Origin of the sequence: Paraburkholderia acidicola (assembly GCF_002362315.1) — a bacterium.
In the GTDB taxonomy this organism is placed as follows: Bacteria; Pseudomonadota; Gammaproteobacteria; order Burkholderiales; family Burkholderiaceae; genus Paraburkholderia; species Paraburkholderia acidicola.
In genome coordinates this window covers 466,005-485,921 of record NZ_MTZV01000006.1, presented here as the reverse complement: position 1 = coordinate 485,921, position 19,917 = coordinate 466,005, and the positions used below count along the sequence as shown (strand labels likewise).

The 19,917-nt window shown below is 61.0% G+C and carries 18 protein-coding genes; 3 read left to right on the top strand and 15 right to left on the bottom strand.

The window, feature by feature from the left end; all coding sequences use genetic code 11:
* Nucleotides 1-252: 252 nt before the first annotated feature.
* From BWP39_RS21155 to BWP39_RS21140, 4 genes are all read right to left on the bottom strand, one after another.
* Nucleotides 253-966 carry a hypothetical protein gene (locus BWP39_RS21155; RefSeq protein ID WP_133116904.1) on the bottom strand — a complete coding sequence of 238 codons (714 nt, stop codon included), beginning with the start codon at nucleotides 964-966 and terminating at the stop codon, nucleotides 253-255.
* Between the two features lie 89 nt (nucleotides 967-1,055).
* On the bottom strand, nucleotides 1,056-1,319 hold the full coding sequence (locus BWP39_RS21150; RefSeq protein ID WP_096723762.1) for a zinc-binding dehydrogenase: 264 nt from the start codon (nucleotides 1,317-1,319) through the stop codon (nucleotides 1,056-1,058).
* Complete coding sequence (locus BWP39_RS21145; RefSeq protein ID WP_096723760.1) at nucleotides 1,316-2,410, bottom strand: alpha/beta hydrolase; 1,095 nt, start codon at nucleotides 2,408-2,410, stop codon at nucleotides 1,316-1,318. The genes BWP39_RS21150 and BWP39_RS21145 overlap by 4 nt, the downstream gene beginning before the upstream one ends.
* Nucleotides 2,411-2,561: 151 nt before the next feature.
* A complete protein-coding gene (locus BWP39_RS21140; protein ID WP_096723757.1) occupies nucleotides 2,562-3,164 on the bottom strand; it encodes a TetR/AcrR family transcriptional regulator in 603 nt (200 codons plus the stop codon).
* Nucleotides 3,165-4,006: 842 nt separating this feature from the next.
* Here BWP39_RS21140 and BWP39_RS21135 point away from each other — a divergent pair.
* Together BWP39_RS21135 and BWP39_RS21130 are read left to right on the top strand one after the other, a co-directional pair.
* Nucleotides 4,007-5,839, top strand: coding sequence for a S10 family serine carboxypeptidase-like protein (locus BWP39_RS21135; protein ID WP_096723755.1), 1,833 nt, complete (start codon nucleotides 4,007-4,009; stop codon nucleotides 5,837-5,839).
* 60 nt (nucleotides 5,840-5,899) lie between these two features.
* Nucleotides 5,900-6,301, top strand: coding sequence for a hypothetical protein (locus tag BWP39_RS21130; RefSeq protein WP_207557009.1), 402 nt, complete (start codon nucleotides 5,900-5,902; stop codon nucleotides 6,299-6,301).
* 103 nt (nucleotides 6,302-6,404) lie between these two features.
* Here BWP39_RS21130 and BWP39_RS21125 read toward each other — a convergent pair whose 3' ends face one another.
* A complete protein-coding gene (locus BWP39_RS21125; protein WP_096723753.1) occupies nucleotides 6,405-6,731 on the bottom strand; it encodes a nuclear transport factor 2 family protein in 327 nt (108 codons plus the stop codon).
* Between the two features lies 1 nt (nucleotide 6,732).
* On the bottom strand, nucleotides 6,733-7,128 hold the full coding sequence (locus tag BWP39_RS21120) for a VOC family protein (protein ID WP_096723751.1): 396 nt from the start codon (nucleotides 7,126-7,128) through the stop codon (nucleotides 6,733-6,735).
* Between the two features lie 134 nt (nucleotides 7,129-7,262).
* Here BWP39_RS21120 and BWP39_RS21115 point away from each other — a divergent pair, with 134 nt between their 5' ends.
* Nucleotides 7,263-8,150 (top strand): AraC family transcriptional regulator, encoded by an 888-nt coding sequence (locus BWP39_RS21115; RefSeq protein WP_096723749.1) that lies wholly within the window; start codon nucleotides 7,263-7,265, stop codon nucleotides 8,148-8,150.
* 57 nt (nucleotides 8,151-8,207) lie between these two features.
* On the opposite strand, the gene BWP39_RS21110 is transcribed toward BWP39_RS21115, so the two are convergent.
* The 9 genes from BWP39_RS21110 to BWP39_RS21070 form a co-directional block, all read right to left on the bottom strand.
* The gene (locus BWP39_RS21110) at nucleotides 8,208-9,608 is read right to left on the bottom strand and encodes a maltoporin (protein WP_235851464.1); all 1,401 of its coding nucleotides are present in this window, start codon (nucleotides 9,606-9,608) and stop codon (nucleotides 8,208-8,210) included.
* A gap of 241 nt (nucleotides 9,609-9,849) precedes the next feature.
* Nucleotides 9,850-11,001, bottom strand: coding sequence for a Gfo/Idh/MocA family protein (locus tag BWP39_RS21105; protein WP_096723744.1), 1,152 nt, complete (start codon nucleotides 10,999-11,001; stop codon nucleotides 9,850-9,852).
* Nucleotides 10,998-11,807 carry a ThuA domain-containing protein gene (locus tag BWP39_RS21100; RefSeq protein ID WP_096723742.1) on the bottom strand — a complete coding sequence of 270 codons (810 nt, stop codon included), beginning with the start codon at nucleotides 11,805-11,807 and terminating at the stop codon, nucleotides 10,998-11,000. The genes BWP39_RS21105 and BWP39_RS21100 overlap by 4 nt, the downstream gene beginning before the upstream one ends.
* 117 nt (nucleotides 11,808-11,924) lie before the next feature.
* On the bottom strand, nucleotides 11,925-13,061 hold the full coding sequence (locus BWP39_RS21095; RefSeq protein ID WP_096723740.1) for an ABC transporter ATP-binding protein: 1,137 nt from the start codon (nucleotides 13,059-13,061) through the stop codon (nucleotides 11,925-11,927).
* A 50-nt stretch (nucleotides 13,062-13,111) separates the two neighbouring features.
* The gene (locus tag BWP39_RS21090; protein ID WP_096723738.1) at nucleotides 13,112-13,942 is read right to left on the bottom strand and encodes a carbohydrate ABC transporter permease; all 831 of its coding nucleotides are present in this window, start codon (nucleotides 13,940-13,942) and stop codon (nucleotides 13,112-13,114) included.
* 1 nt (nucleotide 13,943) lies between these two features.
* Nucleotides 13,944-14,900: a carbohydrate ABC transporter permease gene (locus BWP39_RS21085; protein WP_096723736.1), complete on the bottom strand. Its 957-nt coding sequence runs from the start codon at nucleotides 14,898-14,900 to the stop codon at nucleotides 13,944-13,946.
* A 122-nt stretch (nucleotides 14,901-15,022) separates the two neighbouring features.
* The gene (locus tag BWP39_RS21080) at nucleotides 15,023-16,303 is read right to left on the bottom strand and encodes an ABC transporter substrate-binding protein (RefSeq protein WP_207557008.1); all 1,281 of its coding nucleotides are present in this window, start codon (nucleotides 16,301-16,303) and stop codon (nucleotides 15,023-15,025) included.
* Between the two features lie 161 nt (nucleotides 16,304-16,464).
* Entirely contained in the window at nucleotides 16,465-19,110 is a 2,646-nt protein-coding gene (locus tag BWP39_RS21075; protein ID WP_096726066.1) for a PAS-domain containing protein, read from the bottom strand.
* A gap of 16 nt (nucleotides 19,111-19,126) precedes the next feature.
* The gene (locus tag BWP39_RS21070; RefSeq protein ID WP_096723734.1) at nucleotides 19,127-19,849 is read right to left on the bottom strand and encodes a response regulator; all 723 of its coding nucleotides are present in this window, start codon (nucleotides 19,847-19,849) and stop codon (nucleotides 19,127-19,129) included.
* Nucleotides 19,850-19,917: the final 68 nt, after the last annotated feature.

Below are 19,917 nucleotides of genomic sequence, written 5' to 3'. Positions count from 1 at the left end.
GACTTTCGCATATTGCTGCTACAACAAAAAGTTCGCTAATTTATGTTATGTAAAATATGAATTCGAAATATCGCATACGAATGCGATCATCTCCAACGCCGGTATGTTTGGAGGTGTTGCCTATTGGCGTCCAAACAATGGTTGATCAAGGTTCGCGGGCAGATTTTTCGCAGTAGGAACCGGGGTAAGCGCGAATTTCTCCGCACCTAATCGTTACTCCGCTTCAACAGCAGATTTTCCGATCAGGAGGCGCTAGTACGGTGCGCACGTAATAGTAGTGACGTTTACACCAGTGAAGGGAGTCTCTCCCGGAGGGCAACCTCCGAGCCCTGGCTTGTCATCATTGGAAGATTGTCCGGAGCCGCCGCCCGGGTTGGCATATATAGGCATTGAAGCGATCAACTTGGCCCTCGCCGACAACAATTTATTGATGCTTGCCTGTCTCAAGGCGCCTGCTTCCTTCTCTGTTTGCACATAATTTGCGAAATCTCTATCGCCACGATTCATCGGCGGAATTGGCGGGGGATCTGTCGGTAAATTGAAGGCAAGATTTTGATCGTAGATATTGAGACCAGCGATATATTCTTGAATAGCAACTTTGTAGTCATTCTTGACTTTGTCCAGCGTCACGGTGCCCGTGGCAGCTCCAAGAACTGGTAACGGAAGATTTTTATCGCCGTCCTGTCGAAGCCAGAAGTTCGTCATGGCCAAAGTGTATTTAACGACAAGATCATGATAACTCTGAAACAGCGTATTCTCGGAGCCCTCGGGGGTGTTGGCTCGTTGAGTCTCGTAAGCTTCCAACGCTGTAGCGTATGCCTGAGCCGCAGCCACCTGCTTCTTGCCAGCGATGGCCATTGCCGCCATCTTCTTCTGCATTGCCTCCGCCTCTGGCGATTGACTGGCGAGTGACGGCGAAGCGAGCAACGATAAGAATATAGAGATCAAGACAATGGAGCGTGCCACGACAATTCTCCTTTGAAATGATATTCTTTGATCACTGGCTGTCACGGTCAGAGAGATTCGCCTCCGGAATCTGAAAGATCACTCATATACTAAGCCGGACAGTTCAGTCCACCAAGAGGTTTATATGGAGTGCATGTCAGCCGGAAAACCAGATCGGCGGTGTCAAACTGCGTCTTCTGACCGGAAGCATTACCGACCACGAGAACGGCTCCATCAGGTCGGACCGCGGATATGAACCGACTGAGCGTTTCGCCACCAATCAAGTCGATGGCCGCGTCGAAAACTTCTTCGTCTCTCATGTCGGCCAGCTCGGCTGCACGGCCGGCCGCGATTTCCAGCGCGCCGGGTGTCATCGGGATCCTTTCGGACCCGTCGCCCGAACATCCGCGAGAGACGTCAGCCCCGCACGCAACACGCCTGCAGCTTCGATCAATGCGTCACGTCCTGTATGGCCTACGCCAAGCGCATTAATGATCCCGTGAATCAGACCGTCATGGAGACGCAATGTGACAGGGACACCCGCTTCGCTCAGGCGACGAGCGTACGCCAGACCTTCATCGCGCAAAGGATCGAAACCCGCAACGGCGACATAGGCCGGCGGTAGTCCAGCGAGATCCTTCGCGAGCAACGGCGATACTCGTGAGTCGAGCGCCTCAGCTTCGTTTGTCAGGTAGTGATTGCGGTACCAGTCCATCTGGGTCGCCGTCAGGAAGAACCCGTCGGCAAACAACGCATATGAAGCGTGCTTCGTGGATAGATCGGTAACGGGGAAAAACATCAGCTGAAACGCGGGCTTGGGGCCGTTGCCTGCCGTAGTGATCTGCGAGACGACAGCGGTAAGGTTGCCACCGGCGCTCTCCCCTCCGATACCGATCGCGGCCGGATCGACGCCAAGTGTCGCGGCGTTGTCGACCGCATATTTAAACGCAGTGAGTGCGTCGTTCAGACCAGCGGGGAACGGATGCTCGGGGGCAAGGCGATAGTCGATAGATAGCACCGATAATTTCGCCTCGATCGCGAGGACCCGGCATGCACTGTCCGCGACACGAAGGTCACCCAGCACCCAGCCGCCTCCGTGAAAGTACACGAGTAAAGCCGATGGTCCCGTTAGATTGGCCGGTCTATATAAACGCGCCGGGATCGGGCCTCCTTCGCCTGGAATGGAGATATCCCTGACGGTTTCGATCGGGACTGGATTGCCAAACAGCTGCGCCTCCTTGACGAGAACTGCGCGCGCTTCGGCGAGCGGCAAGGTCTCAAACGATGAGCCCGGCACCAGATTGAGCAACCGCAACGCAAGCTGAACCTCAGGGTGTAGCACCTGCCCATCGATACGGACCGGTTTGCCGCCCAACCATCGCTGCAACCATGTTGGCAGTATGCCGACCACCCTCAGCACAAGGCGTGCGACGTGATCCAGCAATGACTTGTGCTCCGTATCCATCGATGGCCCTCAGATCGAGTTCACTCAACGCGGTCGACCTGAGACATCCAGATTCGACCTCTGGAGCGGAGGTTAGATAATTATCGGACATTTGTCCAGATATCTATATTGTCGCGATGCGGGACACCGCCGCCGCCGAGTGCCGGGTGGGCTACCGGTCGTCGGGAAGGTAGGCACGCATCAGGGCGCGGATTCCACCCAGCAGTACGCGCCGATCCGCGTCGCCGCGCGGCCACGCCAATCGATGCAACGCGAAGCCGTCAAGAAGCGCGATCATGACCCGGGCGGCCTCCCCGGGCTGGTTGACTCCCATGGCGCGTAACGCCGCTTCGGTGGTCTGCTCGAAGCTGGCCATCATATGGTGCGCAGTGGCTTGCAGTTCGGGCCGCTGGCGGCACTGCAAATAGATTTCAAATTCGGCGGCAATCTCGGCTGGGCGGGAGGCTGTCAGCAACTCCACCAATCGCTCAATCGACCCTTCTACGTCCCCATCGACACTAACGAAACCTGAAATCAAATCTTCGACCTGCCCGATCAGCCGTGCGGCAATCGTCTGCATCGCCTCGGCGACGAGTTCGTCGATCGACGCGAAGAAATAGCTGGTGGTCGACAAGGGCATCTCGGCACGCGCAGCGATGGCACGGTGTGTGGCCCCGTCGATGCCTTTTTCGGCAATGACATCGATGGCGGCTTCCAGAAGTGTGGTTCGGCGAGCCTGTGCGGCAGCACGATGTTTGGGCGGGCGAATGGGCATAGAGGATGAGATATTTTATTCCGGACAGTTGTCCAGATTATAGGCCTTAATTCCCGCCAGAGACCGGTCGACGGGAGTACATCGTCGCCACAGCGCTTGCGGACGCTGCAGCTCGATACCATTGCCTGTCCAATAGCGCGTCTTGTTGATCACGACCAGTCGATAACCATAATCGATCTTCAGAATGATTGACCATGCGGGAAGTCGTCAGAAACACAGCGACCCGGAGCGGCGTCGTAGAGCACTATGTCCGTTGAGTAAAAGATCGGTATTTTGCGAAAATCCAGAAACGACAATTCAGATAATTTTCAAAATTCCTCAAATTATCTGCCTCACCGGATACGGTAAAATTTTTTATGGAAGCGATTGATTTATATAAATCATTGATTCAATCAGAAATATGAAAGATTGCTTTCAAAAAGCCTTATTGCCAGAAGAACAAGGCTCTTCCTGGTTTCGGCAGAACACACGGTGTACAAAAGTAGAACATTCAGGCAACACAGCTCAAGAAACACTTTCAATATGCCAACGCAACAACACTTCTTCCGATACTCACGCAACGTGTCAAAATCTCACATACGTATTGCTGTCGTCCGAATGATCCTTGACAAGACCCAGCACCCCCGCCTATTTTCCCCATGGCTTCACCATTAAAAATCCCTTCACCTTAAACCACAACAAAAGACAGAATAATTTCACCAGTCGGTCTACAGGTTTATGCACTTTAGATTCGTGGTTTTAAATTCAGAAAGCAGTTCAATCCCGACTGCTGGTTCCGACGCGTCCAGTCGGTGCCAACGGTCTTTGTGAAACGGTATCTGAACCCACCACCAGGGATAAAGATGAAACCAGACAGGAGATGTGCCAGCAATCGCCGTGGCCACCAGGGCCGGTTGGTTGCGCCGGGCAAGATCACGATCATTGCAGCGATGGTGATCGGCGTCATGGCGCTCGCCGCATGCGGTAGCGGAGACGGTTCTTCGAGCAGTGCCGCAAGCCTGAAGCAGGCCGCCAGCGCGAAAGCAGCTCAGCAAGCAACCGCTGCCAATCAGACCTACGTCGATCCGGTCGCCTATTCGATGAATGCGAACGACAGTCTCGACGCATCGCAGGTTGCCGAGAAGGCGGCGGTGATGAACTACACATGGACTTCGGGCAGTACCACGGTCAATTACACGACCACCACGGGCCACCTGACTGCATCTGACTCAAGTGGCAATCCCGAAGCGTCGATGTCCTATGTCGCGTACACCGCGCCCAGCACGAACGGTGCGCCGCGGCCGGTGACCTTCGTCTACAACGGCGGTCCAGGATCGTCGTCGATCTGGCTGCGTCTCGGTTCGTTTGCACCGACCCGCGTCGCCACGCCCGACCCGCTGTTCGGTACCAACTGGCCCAACTATCCGCTCGTCAACAACGCGGAAAGCCTGATCGATACGACGGACCTGGTCTTCATCGATCCGCCGGGAACCGGGCTCTCCGAGGCCGTGTCGCCGAACACGAACCAGACGTTCTGGGGTTCGGATCCGGACGTCACCGTGATGCGCGATTTCATCGAGCGCTATCTGGCGGTCAATAGTCGCAGCAGCTCGCCGATCTATCTTTACGGCGAGTCCTACGGCACGCCGCGGACCGACATGCTCGCGCTGTCGCTCGAAACAGCTGGCGTACACCTGACCGGGATCACGCTGCAGTCCGCGATCCTCAATTACTTCGCAGATGCGACGGAAGCCGTTGCCGTCGAGAATTCGACCGCCGGTCTCGCCCTCGCTACCGACACCGTCGCCGGCTACATGCCCGGTTACGCGGAGGTGGCGGCGTACTACAACCAGGTATCGCCGGCACCGGCTAGCCAGAGCGCCTACGCGACGCAGATGGCGCAGTTCGTCACGACCGAGTACAGCGCTTTCAAGAGCTATTCGCAGTCGTGGGTGCTGAGCCAGATCGGCGACCCCAATGCGCTGGGCAGGCCGGTATTCCCTTCGTCGAAGACGCTCACGTCGTGGGAGCAGCCGTCTAGTCTGACGCTGCAGGCACTGAAGGGTTACTTCAATGCGAATCCGTTCTCGGGCAGTCTGATATCGGGCACGACGATCGGCCGGTACGATGGACGCGTGTCGCTGCCGAATTCGGACTCGCGGCTGCAAAGCGATGGCGATCCGTCGGACATCCTGATTTCGCAGCCGTTCACGAACGCCCTCGCGACACAGATGCCGAACTACCTCGGTTATACGGCGCCGAATGCGACCTACGTGCCGTTGAACGACAGCATCATCGGTAGCTGGGACTTTTCGCACGATGGGCAAGCTTTGCCGGACACGATCCCCGATCTGCTCGGCGCGCTGCAGCTCAATCCGCAACTCGCTGTGTTCTCGGAGAACGGCTATCACGATCTGGCTACGCCGTTCTTCAATACCGAGAAACAGCTCGCGCGGCTCCAGACCGTATCGGGTTTGAATCCGAATCTGCAGGTCAGCTTCTTCCAGGGCGGTCACATGATCTATCTGGATGACGTTGCCCGTCCGCAGATGAAGTCGGACCTGGCGCTCTTCTATCAGAACGCGGCGATTCCGGGCGCGCTCACGCTCAAGACGTTGCCGGCACCTTGGGCAGACGAAGCCGCGGCCAGCACGCCAACTGCCAGCGCAGCGACTACCGATGCGAAGGCACCCTGATCGATGGCGGGATACTCCTTTACAGGGAACCCTCTGTTCACCCATTCAATGCGAGTGATCATGTCTCTTATCAATTTGATGCGACGTATTTCCCCGTTGATCATGCTCGGTGCTGTTATGAGTAGCGCGCATGCGTTGCCGCCTCAGGCGGTGGCGCCTGTGACGCTGCCGCATGGCAGTCGAGGTGTCGACGGTCCGTTCTTTCCGCAGAATCGCGTGGCGGCTGTGCTGCCCTCCACTGGTGTGACCCTGCAGCAGCAGGCGCAGCAACGTGTTGAAGCCCGGCTCGGTGCTAACACGGTGCTCAGCAACGGCGCTTCTGTGACGAAGGCGCAGGCGCAAAGCAGCGGTCTGGGGTACGTCTCGAAGCACTTCGATGCAATCGACAGTGCGCACACCGGGCGCGTGTCGATGGCCGATGTGCGGACGTATATTCAGAAGCAGCAACTGCAACAGCAGTAAGCGGTTTTCGTTCGAAGTGGGCGGAACCGGCGTGTCGATACAGGCACGCCGGTTTCGCCCCGATCAGCCCGCATCGCTCATCAATCGTTGTGCCCTGCGATGCTCATTCGAGATCCGCGTCGATGCGTTCGATAAGACCCGCAGCGTTGATTGCGATCTTCAGCGTCCCGATCTCGTGGCCAAAGTTACCCGTGAAATCGAGGCGAGCGACGGCATTGAATTTGTCCGGTTGCTCAAGAGACAAAAGCTTGCTGGCAGTTTTATAACCAACGAAAAACTGCTCGAGATAAAGGCGAATACCTTCGGTGCCGACAAAGGCGTCGCCAACCGAGACGTCGTCGATGACTGCATCGGATGCGAAGAGGGCCAACGCGCCGTCGACATCGAAGGCGTTGGTGGTCTGGATGAATGTTTCGACAAGCTTCTTCATATCAGTGCTGCCATTCCTTGTAGACGAATTCAAGGCTGTAGCCGTCGGGATCGCGAACCTGAGCCGCGTAGTAGCGTGGGTCGTAGTGAAGCTGCGGCCCGGGCGGATGGATTTCAGTGGCACCTGCCGCTATCGCAGCCGCGAAGGCCGCATCGACCTCGCTCTTGCCATCCGCGACAAAACCGACATGGGCAGCGTGGCCTTCGACCGTACCTTCGCGCAGCCAGAAGAACACGCGACCGTCCTTGCCGAAACCCTTGAGATCGGGGTGGCCGGGGGGACCTTGCCTGCCGTCGTAGTCGAGCGCATGGGCGATGCCAAGCGGAGCGAGCGTCTCCTCGTAGAAGGCAATCGAGCGGTCGATATCGCTGACGGATAGGAAAACGTGGTCGAGCATGGTGCGCTCTCCTCTATTTGGCGTGTGAAGAGTCTACGATTATCGACCACCGCACACTCACCCGATCCTCCTCAAAACTTGCCTGTTTCTGCTTTCGCCTTGTACGCCCGGAACGCCTCTGTTACGGTCGGATCATGGAAAAGCAACTGCAGGAACTGAGAGCCCTGGCCTCCAGGGCCGGGAACAGGCGCACAGAAACCGGCATCCCGCGTGTTGCCATGGTCCAGGGCGAAATCCCGGAGCACCAGCTCGCCGCTGTCTACGATCCCATGATCAACCTGATCCTGACGGGATCCAAGACGATGACGGTCGGCGACCGGACCTTTCGCTATGACCCGGCGACCTACTTTGTCATGTCAGTGGATCTCCCGGCCGTCGGCTCCGTCCATCCGGCCGCGACAGGCAAACCGTATCTTGCCGTCAGCCTGACGCTCGACGCCGCTATCGTCGCCGCGCTTATCCGCGACCTGCCGCCACAGGTCTCCAGTACGTTGTCCGGTTCGGGATTCTCGGTGGCGCCAGTCAATAACGAGCTTCTCGACGCCTGGATTCGAATGCTCCGGTTGATGGAACGGCCGGACGAGATCGCGGTGCTCTCCCCCGTTTACGAGCGGGAGATCTTGTTCCGGGTGTTTCAGGGGCCACTCGGCTGGATGCTGCGAGACATTGCCTCGCCGGATACGGCGCTTTCGCGTGTCGGCGTCGCAATCAACTGGATACGCGGCAACTTCACCGAACCGATCAGGGTGGAAACGCTGGCCGGGATGGCGGCGTTGAGCGTGTCGGCATTCCATCGCCATTTCAAGGCGGTGACGGCGTTGAGCCCCTTGCAGTATCAGAAGCGTATCCGGTTGTTGCACGCACGGTCGCAATTGATCTCCGGCCAGGGAAGCGCAACGTCGATCGCATTCGGCGTCGGCTACGAAAGCCCGAACCAGTTCAGCCGGGAATATGCCCGCCTGTTCGGTCTGCCGCCTTCCAGAGACCTTGCGAGGGCTACGCAAGCGCTCCGGCGCGGATGAGGATGACATCCGCGCCGGAACCGTACAAAGCCGCGCAGATTGCTCAGCCTCTACGACTTACCACCACCACTCCATCTGCGTGCCCACGGTCGACCCGGTACGCGACATACCGAAGATCCCCGTCGTCGACAGCGGATCACCCGGCGCGGCTGCGGCCTGCGCCGCCTGGTTCCAGTGCGCGTAGGTGTAGAAGACGCGCAGCTCGGGCCGCGACCAGAACGACCGATCCATCGCCAGTGTCAACGCGACGCTCGCCTTGAGCAGCTTGCGGGTCGGGCCACTTGATGGCGTCACGAGGTCATGGCCGAGATCGCCCTGCAGCTTGATGTGTTGCGTGAATGCATAAACCGGGTGCACACCCACCGACACCCAGGTTTGCGATCCGCCCGACGGTGCGATGTCGCGCTGATAGATACCGACGACCTGGCCGCCGAAGTCACGCGTCGCCTGCCAGTCGAATGCGTCGAGCACACGCAGGCGCTTGTAGCGGCGATCGTTGCTGAGCGTACCGGTGTAGCTGAGACCAGTACCGGGGCCGGTGCCGTACTGGAACGCGAGCTTGTTCTTGCCGCCGAGCAGATTGGACTGGACATGCTGCACGGTAATCGACCAGCCACTGTGCGCATCCTGCATCGAGCCGTTCGAGCCACTCAAAGGCGCGCGCGCCGGAATATACGACAGCCCGAACTGCAACTCGCCGTTCGGGTTCGGATGCACACCGGATAATTGCAGGTCGTGGCGGGTCGCGTAATACGGCGCGTTGACCGTTTCCTTGCGAAACAGCCCGTAACTCAACTTGAGGCCGCCGCCGATCGACAGGTTCTCGATGCCCGCGCCAAGGCCGCTCGGATTCCAGTAGAAGAAATCATTCGCGTAGACGTCGTTGCGCCGATAGTAGATCCGGCCGAACCAGATGCGCGCGGCGTCGAGTCCAGGGATATCGGTCAACTGCACATACGACTGCGGCAGGCGGATGTTGCCCTGGTTGCCGTTGCTCGTATGAAAGGTCGGCACACGATCGAGCGAGTTGACGAGACTCGCCATCCCCACTGCCGACAGCTGCATGCCATTCGAGAATTTGTACAACGTCTGGTCGATTTCCAGTTCGCCGTACACCTGACATTCGTTACCGAGCCGGTATTTGCTCAACGCGCCCGCCAACTGGTAGCAGGCTTGCGAGTGGCCATCGCTCGCGCCGACGCCTGCCCGAAAGTAGCCATGGAATACCGTCCACGGCGTGAGCTGGTTCCATGCCGACGACGGTGTCGGTGTCACGGTGCCGGTCGGACTGGTGTCGGTTTGCACCACGCCTGTCGACTGACTCATGCCGGCTGGTTCTGCGTTGTCTGCATCCGCGAGGGTCATCACCAGAGCGCGTGGCGCGGTGGTCGAATCGGTAGGCGTCGTCGCGCCAGTCGCAACGGGCGCGGCATGCAGGACCGTCGAACATGTCGTCACCGATATCGCCACGGCAAACCGCCTGACGCCGGGCGCCCTCTTTCGAGCTGAATTGATCATGGTTGTCTCCAAACCTTTTTCTGGCGTGCGTGCTATGCGCGCGCCTTTTTCTTTTGATTAAACGCACCCGTTTTTGGCGCGCACGAAGACCGGCATGCCGGCGTTGTGCCGGCATGCCTGCCTCAATGCTGGGTACGATGGGTCGACTACGAACTTGATGTGCGTGAGCCCGCCGGCATCGCTACCCGGCTACGTCGATTTCGAGCGCGGGTGCTTCGAACGACGTGCGTCCCGCTGCCCGTGGTTGAACGCGAACCGGTTGACCCGATGCGGCGCTCGCATAGATCGCATCGAGAATCTCCATCACGACGAGCCCTTCTTCGCCTGGCGCGGGATGCGGCGTGTCGCTCAGGATCGCCTCGGCGTAGTCGTACATTGCCGAGTGCGCGATCGTTCCGGAGGGGTTCAGGCGCATGTCGAACTGCGCGCCGTTTTGTTCCTTGAAGATATGCGCGTCGAACGTATAGCCTTCGTTCAGGTTTTTCTGCAGCAGCCCCGCTTTGGTACCCAGCAGGCGGGTTTCCATCAGCTCGGCTTCCTGGATGTTGGTTGCCCACGATGCCTCGAGCGCGAGCGTCGCGCCATTGTCGAAGCGGATCAGCGCCGCGGCCAGATCCTCGACGTCGAAGGTCTTGCCCGATTGCTCGGCCAGCTCGCGCGCGATCGGATCGTAAGCGCAGCCCATCACCCAGACCGGCTTCGGATAACCCATCAGCCACAACGCGAGGTCGAGCCGATGCACACCGAGATCGATCAGCGGGCCGCCGCCCGCGAGCGCCTTCGTGCCGAACCAGCCGCCGAAGCCAGGCATGCCGCGCCGGCGATGCCACACCGTGCGGCCGAAATAGATGTCGCCGAAGACACCCGCGTCGACCTGGCTTTTAAGCGCCCGCGATTGTGCGCTGAAGCGGTACGAGAAATTGATCATCAACCGCTTGCCGGCCCGCTGTGCGGCGGCGAGCATGGTGCGCCCCTCCTCCGCATTCATCGCCATCGGCTTTTCGCACAGCACGTGACAACCGGCGTGGAGCGCGTCGAGTGTCAACTCCTTGTGATACTTGTTTGGCGTGCAGATGCTCACCACGTCGAGCCGCTCTGCCTTGAGCATCGCTTGCGCGTCTGCATAACGCGCGTCGATCGAGAATTCGTCACCGACCTTCGCGAGACGTTTTGCATCGGGATCGGCAATCGCCACGACGTCGACATCCGGATGCTCACGCCAGCCCTCGATATGCTTGAGGCCGACGCCCAGCCCGATCACACCGACTCGCAGGCGCCGGTCGCGCAGCGTGACGGCGGCTTCTGGTAATTCCACCTTGTAATCGTCGTTCACGCGATGTCTCCCGTAGATTGCCGGATCCCCACCTTCGCGAATGCGTTGCCGTTGTCGCTCAGCGTTTCGAGCGGGGCGGACTGTGGGCAATGGTCGACAAAATTCACACGCGGCGCCGCCCACTGCACGGCATTGGCGAGCACCTGCTGAACGTCGCGGTTGTGATAGGTCGGATAGGCCTCATGGCCCGGGCGGAAGTAGAAGATCCGGCCGTGTCCGCGTTCCCAGCAGCAACCGGAACGGAACACCTCGCCGCCTTCAAACCATGAGATGAAAATGGTCTGATCGGGCTGCGGAATGTCGAAGCGCTCGCCGTACATTTCCTCGTTCGGCAACTCGAAGTACTCGCCTAGACCCGCGGCGATCGGGTGCGAGCGTTCGACGACCCACACACGTTCCTTCTCGGCGGCTTCGCGCCACTTCAGCGAACAATTGGTGCCCATCAGGCGCCGGAAGATCTTCGAGAAGTGTCCCGAGTGCAACACGATCAACCCCATGCCTTCGAGAACGCGACGCTGCACCCGGTCGACGATTTCATCGTCAACCTTCGAGTGCGCCTTGTGCCCCCACCACACCAGCACGTCGCAGGTCGCGAGACGCGCTTCGCTCAAGCCGTGTTCCGGTTGATCGAGCGTGGCCGTGCTGATCTCGAGTGGTTGCGTGCCGTGTCCCAGGGCGGGTATCTCGCGCAACGCATCGGCGATCGTCGCGTGGATGCCGTCCGGATAGATCGCGCGTATCTCTGGTTCTTCCCGTTCGTGCTCGAATTCGTTCCACACGATGACTGATAGCTTTTTATTGAACATACCTGGTCCTTGTTTGAAATCAATTTGCCAATTCTTCGACGGCGGCTGCAGGCCCGAGCCGCCTGAAACTGCTGAACACCCGGCCGGCCTCACCTACCGCACCGGCCGGGCGCACCATCACGCGAGGGCCAGCGAGCTCGCGTCCTGTTCATGCGCCGCGCGCGTTGCCGCCCGTCCGTCTGGATGAAACAGATGCAGTGCGTCGGGCGCGATAGCAAACGGCAGGCGTTGACCGATATGGATATCGCCTCGCGCGGACTTCGCAACCAGTGGATGTGCGGACAAGCCTGTGTCGAGATACACGTACGCGTGTTCGCCCATCTGCTCGACGTGCGCGACTTCGCCGTTCAACGGGCCACCACCCACCTGGATATGTTCGGGACGCACGCCCAGCGTCACGCCCGCGCCGGGTACGAGACCGTCCGCAGACACATGGGCGTCGAGCCCTATGCCGCGGACCGACACGCGCGTCACCGACGCATCGGCGCCGACGAACGTCGCCGGAATGAAATTCATCGACGGCGAGCCGATGAACCCCGCAACGAACTGGTTCGCGGGCCGGTGATAGAGATCGAGCGGCGAGCCGACCTGAGCGATGCTCACCACGTCGCTGCGCCCTTCGAGCGGACGCAGCAACACGATCTTGTCGGCAAGCGTCATCGCCTCGACCTGGTCGTGCGTCACATAGATCATGCTGGCGCTATCGAGGTTGCGATGCAGCCTGGCGATCTCGACGCGCGTCTTCACGCGCAGCGATGCATCGAGGTTCGACAGCGGCTCGTCGAATAGAAACACTTTCGGCTTGCGCACGATCGCGCGTCCGATCGCGACGCGTTGCCGCTGTCCACCCGACAGCGCGGCAGGCCTGCGCTCAAGCAGTTCATCGAGGTGCAGCGCTTGCGAAGCGGCCTGGACACGCCGCGCCAGTTCATCTTTTGGTAGACGCAGATGCCGTAGGCCGAATGCCATGTTTTCGTACACGGTCATGTGCGGATAGAGCGCATAGCTTTGAAACACCATGGCGATGTCGCGCTTCGCCGGTGGCAATTCATTCACGCGTCGCCCGTCGATCCAGATGTCGCCCGCGCACGGCTCTTCCAGCCCCGCGACGAGGCGCAGCAGCGTCGATTTACCGCAGCCCGACGGACCGATGAACACACAGAACTCGCCCGCTTCGACACAAAGATCGACGTCGGCCAGTACCGGTGTCGCGCCGAACTTCTTTTGCAGACCGGTCAACCTGATCTCGCTCATAGTGCTTTCCTCAGGAGCCTGGGCTCCAATGTGATCGCCGTGCGACCGGTTTACCCTTTGATCGCGCCCGCAGTCAGTCCGGACACAATGTGCCGCTGGAACAGCAGCACGAGCATCACGAGCGGTACGGTGACGATGACGGACGCGGCCATGATGGTTCCCCACGGCAGCTCGTAGCTGCTCGACCCGGTGATCATCGTGATGGCGACGGGTACCGTGCGTTGCCCCGACGAGATCGTGAACGTCAGCGCGAACAGGAACTCGTTCCACGCCGCGACGAACGCGAGCAGCGAAGTAGCCGCAAGCGCGGGGCGCAGCAGCGGCATGAAGATGCGGAAGATCAGCGTCAGCACACCGACACCGTCGACGAGCGCCGCTTCCTCCAGTTCGCGAGGCAGTTCGCGCATGAAGGTGACGAGCACCCAGACCGTGAACGGCAACGTGAAAATCAGATCGGAGATGATCAGCGCCAGCAGATGATCGTAGAGACCGAGTGCGCGGATCAGCTCGAAGAGTCCGGAGAGGATGGCGACCTGCGGGAACATCGATACGCCGAGGATGCACATCATCAGCACGCCGCGGCCACGAAAAGACACACGGCCAAGCGCATACGCGGCCAGTACCGACACGCCCAGCGACAACGCCACCACACCACCCGCCACCAGCGCCGAATTGAACAGGTACGCGCCGAACGGCTGATCGCGGAACAGTTCCGCATAGTTATCAAGCGAAAGCGCCGTGGGCCACAGTGACGCGTCGAAGAGCGCATTGCCGTGTCTGAGCGAACTACTGACCATGTAGACAAACGGGAACAGCGACACGATCAGCACGAGACTGGACAACAGGTAATACGCGCTGACTTCCAGAGGGTGCTTTCTCATGTCATAGCCCCCGCATGCGGTTACGGCCTATCAGCATGTAGGCAGACGTGAAGAGCACGACGATCAGAAAGAGCAGCGTGGCCGCCGCTGAGCCGAAGCCCACCTGCTGGAAATCGATCAGTTGTTCGCGTACGTACACCGACATGCTTTTGGTCAGCCGGCTGTTCGACGTCATCACGTAGATCAGATCGAATATGCGCAGCGCGTCGAGCGAACGGAAGATCATTGCGACCAGCACGCCAGGCATGATGAGCGGCAAGGTCACGCGCACGAACACACGCCAGCGCGGTACTCCATCGACACGTGCTGCCTCGTAGCAGTCGCGCGGCACTGTCTGCAGCGCGGCCAGCATCAGGAGCGCCATGAACGGTGTGGTTTTCCACACGTCGACGAAGACGATCGTCGGGAACACGAGTTGGGGATCTGCGGTGAAGGCGAGTGGCTCGCTGATCAGATGGAGATTCATCAGGATCGCGTTGATCACGCCGAACTGGTCGTTCAACATCCAGCTCCAGATCTTCGCGGACACGACGGTAGGAATGGCCCACGGCACGAGCACCGCCGCGCGTAGCAAGGTACGGATGCGCGATGGCGTGTCGAGCAGCATCGCGACGCCAAGGCCGGCGAACGTTTCAAGGACAACCGAGACGATCGAGAAAACCAGCGTGTTCGCGACAGCCTGCCACCACGACGGATCACGCAGCACGCCGCCCTCGCCGATGTAGTTGGCGAGCCCGACGAACCGGTGCGTCGACAGATCGGACAACTGTGTGTCGGTCAAGCTGAACCAGATCGTACGGGCGAGCGGCCAGCCTGCGATTGCTGCCAGCATCAGCAGCGCGGGCAACATCAGGAGCCACGCCTGGCGGCGCCGCGCACGTGCGAGACCCGATCCGGCGGGTCTGGCCGAAGCGTTTTTATACGTGGGCGTGTGAATAGAAAGACTTCCGCTACTCATCGGTTTCCTCCAGTCGGCCTGGCGCGCGAGGCGTCACCAGGCCCTGCCTGTCTTGGGAATGTGGGAACCGCCTGGGCGCTCAGGCTCGGGGCGCTCAACTGCCGCGAGCCGTCCGCGCCATGTCAGCGCCAGGCGCCGTTCGGAGCCAGTCGTTTGAGCGAAGCCGCGAGCTTCGTAAGTGCGCCCGACGCATTGTCGGTGCCCGCCAGCACGTCGTGCGCAGCGTTCCAGAACTGGTTGCTGACCTGGTTGTACTTCGATCCCGTCACGGTCGATGGACGCGCCACAGCCGTGTTGAAGGTTGGCAGCAGTTCCGCCATGAACGGGTTGGCCTGAAGTACGTCCTTGTCCGAATAGAGCGCGGGAATGGTGGGATTGAACGAGGCTTGAACCGCGCGCATCTTCTGCACTTCTGCGCTCGACAGGTACATCACCAGATCGGCGGCCAGTTTCTGGTTCGGTGAATAGCGCGACACGGCGAGCTGCCAGCCGCCAAGCGTTGCGCTCGACCGGCCGTCCGCACCACCCTTCGGCAACGGCGCGACACCGACCTTGCCCTTGATCGGGCTGTTGCTCCTGTTAGCGATCGACCACGCGTACGGCCAGTTGCGCATGAACAGCGCGTTGCCCGACTGGAACACGCCGCGTGCCTCTTCCTCGCCGTAGTTCAGTACCGCGCGCGGGCTGATCGTACCGACCCACTTTGCAGCAAGATCGAGTGCCCGCGCGGCGGCGGGATTGTCGATTGTCACGCGGCCCTCGCCGTCGATCACGTCGCCGCCGTTGTGGCTGCTCACCCATTCGAGCGCATTGCAGGTGAGCCCTTCATACGCCCGACCCTGCCAGACATAGCCCCACATTTTCTCGTTGCCCGCAGCCCGCTCGGCGCTCTGGATCTTGCGCGCGGTGGCGTCCAGTTCTTCCCAGGTGGCGGGTACTTTCAGGTGATGTTTTTCGAGCAGGTCGGTGCGGTAGTACAGCAGTCCTGTATCGATGAACCACGGCATCGCGACCAGCTTGCCGTTCACGGTATCGTTCGCGACCACGCTCGGGAACGACTGGTTCTCCTGGCCGTTGCTGTACGGCTTGAGGTCAATCAGATGATTCGCGAGGATGCCCGGCCAGACCGTATCGATCTGCATCACATCGATCTTGTCGGAGCCGCTGCCGAGAAGCTGCTGATAGAGCGCGAGGGTTTCGCTGGAGCTGTTCGGCATGTTGATGAACTCGACCTGGTTGCCGGTCTTCTCCGCCCAGTGCTTCGCCGATACCTGGCAGATATCCTGGTCTACGCCCGCCGAGCCGCAAGCGATGCGCAACGTCGCCGCAGCCACCGGGCCGACGCTGAGCGCCAGCGCTAGTGTCAGTGCCGTTGTCAGCAGACCTGTCCTGATCGTCATCATCCGTGTCTCCATGTTTTGTTTGTTTCTTCTGCGACCGCTGCGGCACCGTGGGTGCAAGGCTGTCTGTCGCGTGGGTGTATCAGACACGAGCTGGGTTAATCGAAAATTTCGAGAGAGGGTCGCGCTGTTAACAATCGAAACAATCGGGCGATGCCATAATGTCAGGCGAGGTCACGACGGGTGGTGACGGCGACGCGGGATCCAGTGCGAGCCCCCTGGCGCAGCAAGGCCGCGAGCGTGTCAAGATTGAACGGCTTCGCGATGAACGGCAGATCGGGGTTCCAGTCCGGGTGCGTCTGATGCATTTCAGGCGGCAGCCCCGACGTCAAGGCAATCTGCTGGAGCGGCCAGCGCCGCGCCAGCTCGGCGGCAAACTCGATCCCGCTGCCGCTCGCACCGAGCGAAATATCGGACAGCACCAACGTCACCGGGCCGTGCGTGTCGAGCCAATGCAGTGCGTCCGCACCGGTCGCCACGGCATTGGCGCGCGCGCCCAGTGCGGCGAACTGGGCCAGCGCGGTCTCCCGCACGTCAGCGTCGTCCTCTACCACCAGCACGTGCGCATCCATCGCCTGCGATAGCGCTCGCGGCGCTTCGGTCAGCACCGCTGCGACGTGGGAAGGCGCATCGCTCGCGGGTAGCCACAGTTCGACGCGCGTTCCCTGGCCGAGCGTACTGTGGATCCGCAGATCGCCGCCGCTCTGTCGCACGAAGCCATACACGCTGCTGAGACCGAGGCCACTGCCCTCGCCCGCCGCCCGGGTGGTGAAGAACGGTTCGATCACCTTGTCGAGCAGCAACGGCGCAATGCCGCAGCCGGTATCGTCTATCGCCAGCACGACCGTGTGCGCCACACCGTCGATGCCGCTCGCGGGCGCCGCGCGATACGCGGACAGCGTGAGCGTGCCTCCATGCGGCATCGCAGCCGCGCTGTTGAGCGCGAGATTGAGCACCGCATTCTCCAGTTGCCCGCGGTCGACGTTGACCCATAACGGTTCACCCGGCAGATCGAGCGTGACGCTCACCTGCACCCCCGCCGAGTATTCGACGAGGTCGAGCATTTCGAGCAGCATCGTCTCGGCCGAGATGCGCTCCGCCTGCAACGGCTGGCGCCTCGCGAACGCGAGGAGCCGGCGCGTCAGCCGCGATGCCCGTTCTGCGGCGCGACGCGCGCGCTCGGTCATCACGAGTGCTTCGGGCTGAGTCTGCAAACGCGGCAGCAACAGTTCGAGATTGCCGAGTATCGCCACCAGGAAATTATTGAAATCGTGGGCCACGCCACCGGTCAACTGGCCGAGTACGTCCATCTTCTGGGCCTGCCGCAACTCCGCTTCCACCGCGCGCCGGCTCGTCACATCGCGGCACACGGCGACCCAGCCGCCATCCGGTAGCGGCTGGCTGTGAAACTCCAGAATCCGCTGGTTCTGGATATGAAACTCCGCCGATGCGGCAATCCGCGCGCCATCCACGGTATAGGTGGCGCTCTTGTGCGATACCTGTCGCCAGCGCGCGGGCCGGTCCACCCGGCGACGCAGCATATTCAGCGGCATGCCCGCATGGAGCACGCCGGGCGCACATCCCAGCAGGATCGCAAAGGTCGGGTTCCACGCGATCAGCCGTCCGTAACCGTCATGTACGGACACACCGTCGTTCATCGAATTCAGTACCGACTCCTGCAGCCGGTGCTGCGCCTCCATGCCTTGCGTGAGACGCTGCTTGTCGAGCAGGTTCGTGCGGAAGATCTCGAACGCGCGCGCCAGTTCTCCGACTTCATCGGGCCGGTGCGTGGAAGGCATCTGGCCAGACGTATCGCCAGCCGCCAGCCGCCCCATCACGCGCGTCATCGCCTGCAGTTTCTGCAGAATCCGGTTCACATAGGCCACCCCGACGAGCGCGACCGCCACGCCCGCGATCGCGAGCAGCAGGAGACCGGACAGGCTCGATAGCGCCACCTTGCGCACCTCGTCGCTGCGCTCCCGCGCGATCTGCCGCAAATGCTCGACGTAGCGGGCCGCCTTGCCGCTCAGGTGATCGGAGTGTCCGCGCAGCAGCGTCACGAGATAACCGGTCTGCGCCTCGCTCGACAGGAACTCGCGCCGCACCGCGAACGCGTTGCGCGGGCCGTTGTCGACCTGCGCGAGCGCCTCGGCGAGCTCTGGCTGGCGCGCATCCTCGCCGCGCGCTTGCACCTGCAACCACAATGCCTCGTTGTCACCCTCGGCCGCGCCGAGTTCGGCTGCATTGGCGGCCTGCAGCGCGCTCGTCGTGCGGGCCCAGACTTCGAGCAAGGTCGGTGCGCTTTGCGCGAACACGCTTTTCCTGCGCATGATCGCGTCGCCGATCTGATCGGTGGTCGAGCGCAGGTCAGCGAGTTCTTCGCGCAGCCGCCGCTGGCGGGCGGAGACGACCAGCAGGCGCGCGAGATCCTGATCAATGGCATCGAGTTCGTCGGTGACGGCGAGATTGTCGGCTGCCTGCTTCGACTGGCCAGGCGAGAGCCGCCGGATGTCGCCGAGCAGCCCGCTCAGCAACTCGGTATCGTTATGCAGCAGATCGGCCGAATCGGTGAGCGTCATGCCTGGCGCAACCGCGGCAAGCTGGGCGACCTTGTCGGAGAGTTCGAGCGCCCGTGCAATCTCCGGCACGACGTTGGCCTCGTATTCGTCGAGTGCGTCCTGATTCGCGCGCATCCCGAGCACGCCGACACCGACCACGGCAAGCGTGATGCCGAACAGGACGAGAAACGTCGCAACCAGCTTGGCACGCACGCTGACGGGCAGCGCGTGCGTCTTGAGAGCGGCCCACATCGCAGCCCACATCGGACTACAACCGGGTCACGGTGGCGGAGAACATATACCCGACGCCACGTTGCGTCCGGATATACACCGGCTGGCCAGGATTCGGCTCGATCTTGCGGCGCAGGCGCAGGATCAGCACGTCGATGGTCCGGTCGTAGACATCGATATCGACACCCCGGGTGTGTTCGAGCAACTGGTCGCGCGACCAGATCCGCGACGGCTGCTGCACCATCGCCGCAAGCAACGCGAATTCGCCCTGGGTGAGCGTGCATTCGTCGCCATTGTGGGTCAGCGTACGGGCCGCCAGGTCGAGCAACCAGCCGCCGAACGAGAACCGCGGCCCACTCGCCATCGCGCCGGATGGACGCGGTATCGACAGCTCGGTCGTACGCCGCAACTGCGCGCGTACGCGGGCCAGCAGTTCGCGCCCGGAGAACGGCTTGGTGACGAAATCGTCGGCGGCTGTTTCGAGGCCCAATACCCGGTCGGTCTCGTCGCCGAGACCGCTGATCATGATGATCGGCATATCCGATTTGCGGCGCAGCTCCCGGGCGACTGTCAGGCCGTCCTCGCCACGCAGTTTCAGATCGAGGATGACGAGCGAATGCGGCGCCGCCTGCAATCGCGCCTGCATACTTGACGAGTTCTCGACCGCGGAAACCGCGAACCCGGCTTCCTCCAGCAAACCTTGCAGCCAGTGACGCACCTCGGGGTCGTCATCCAGCACTGCGATGCGGTGCTTGTCCATTACATCCTGTCCCCGTCTGTCTGATTTTGAGACGCCTGTCCGGCGTCAACCGCGTTTGGGCGCTAATT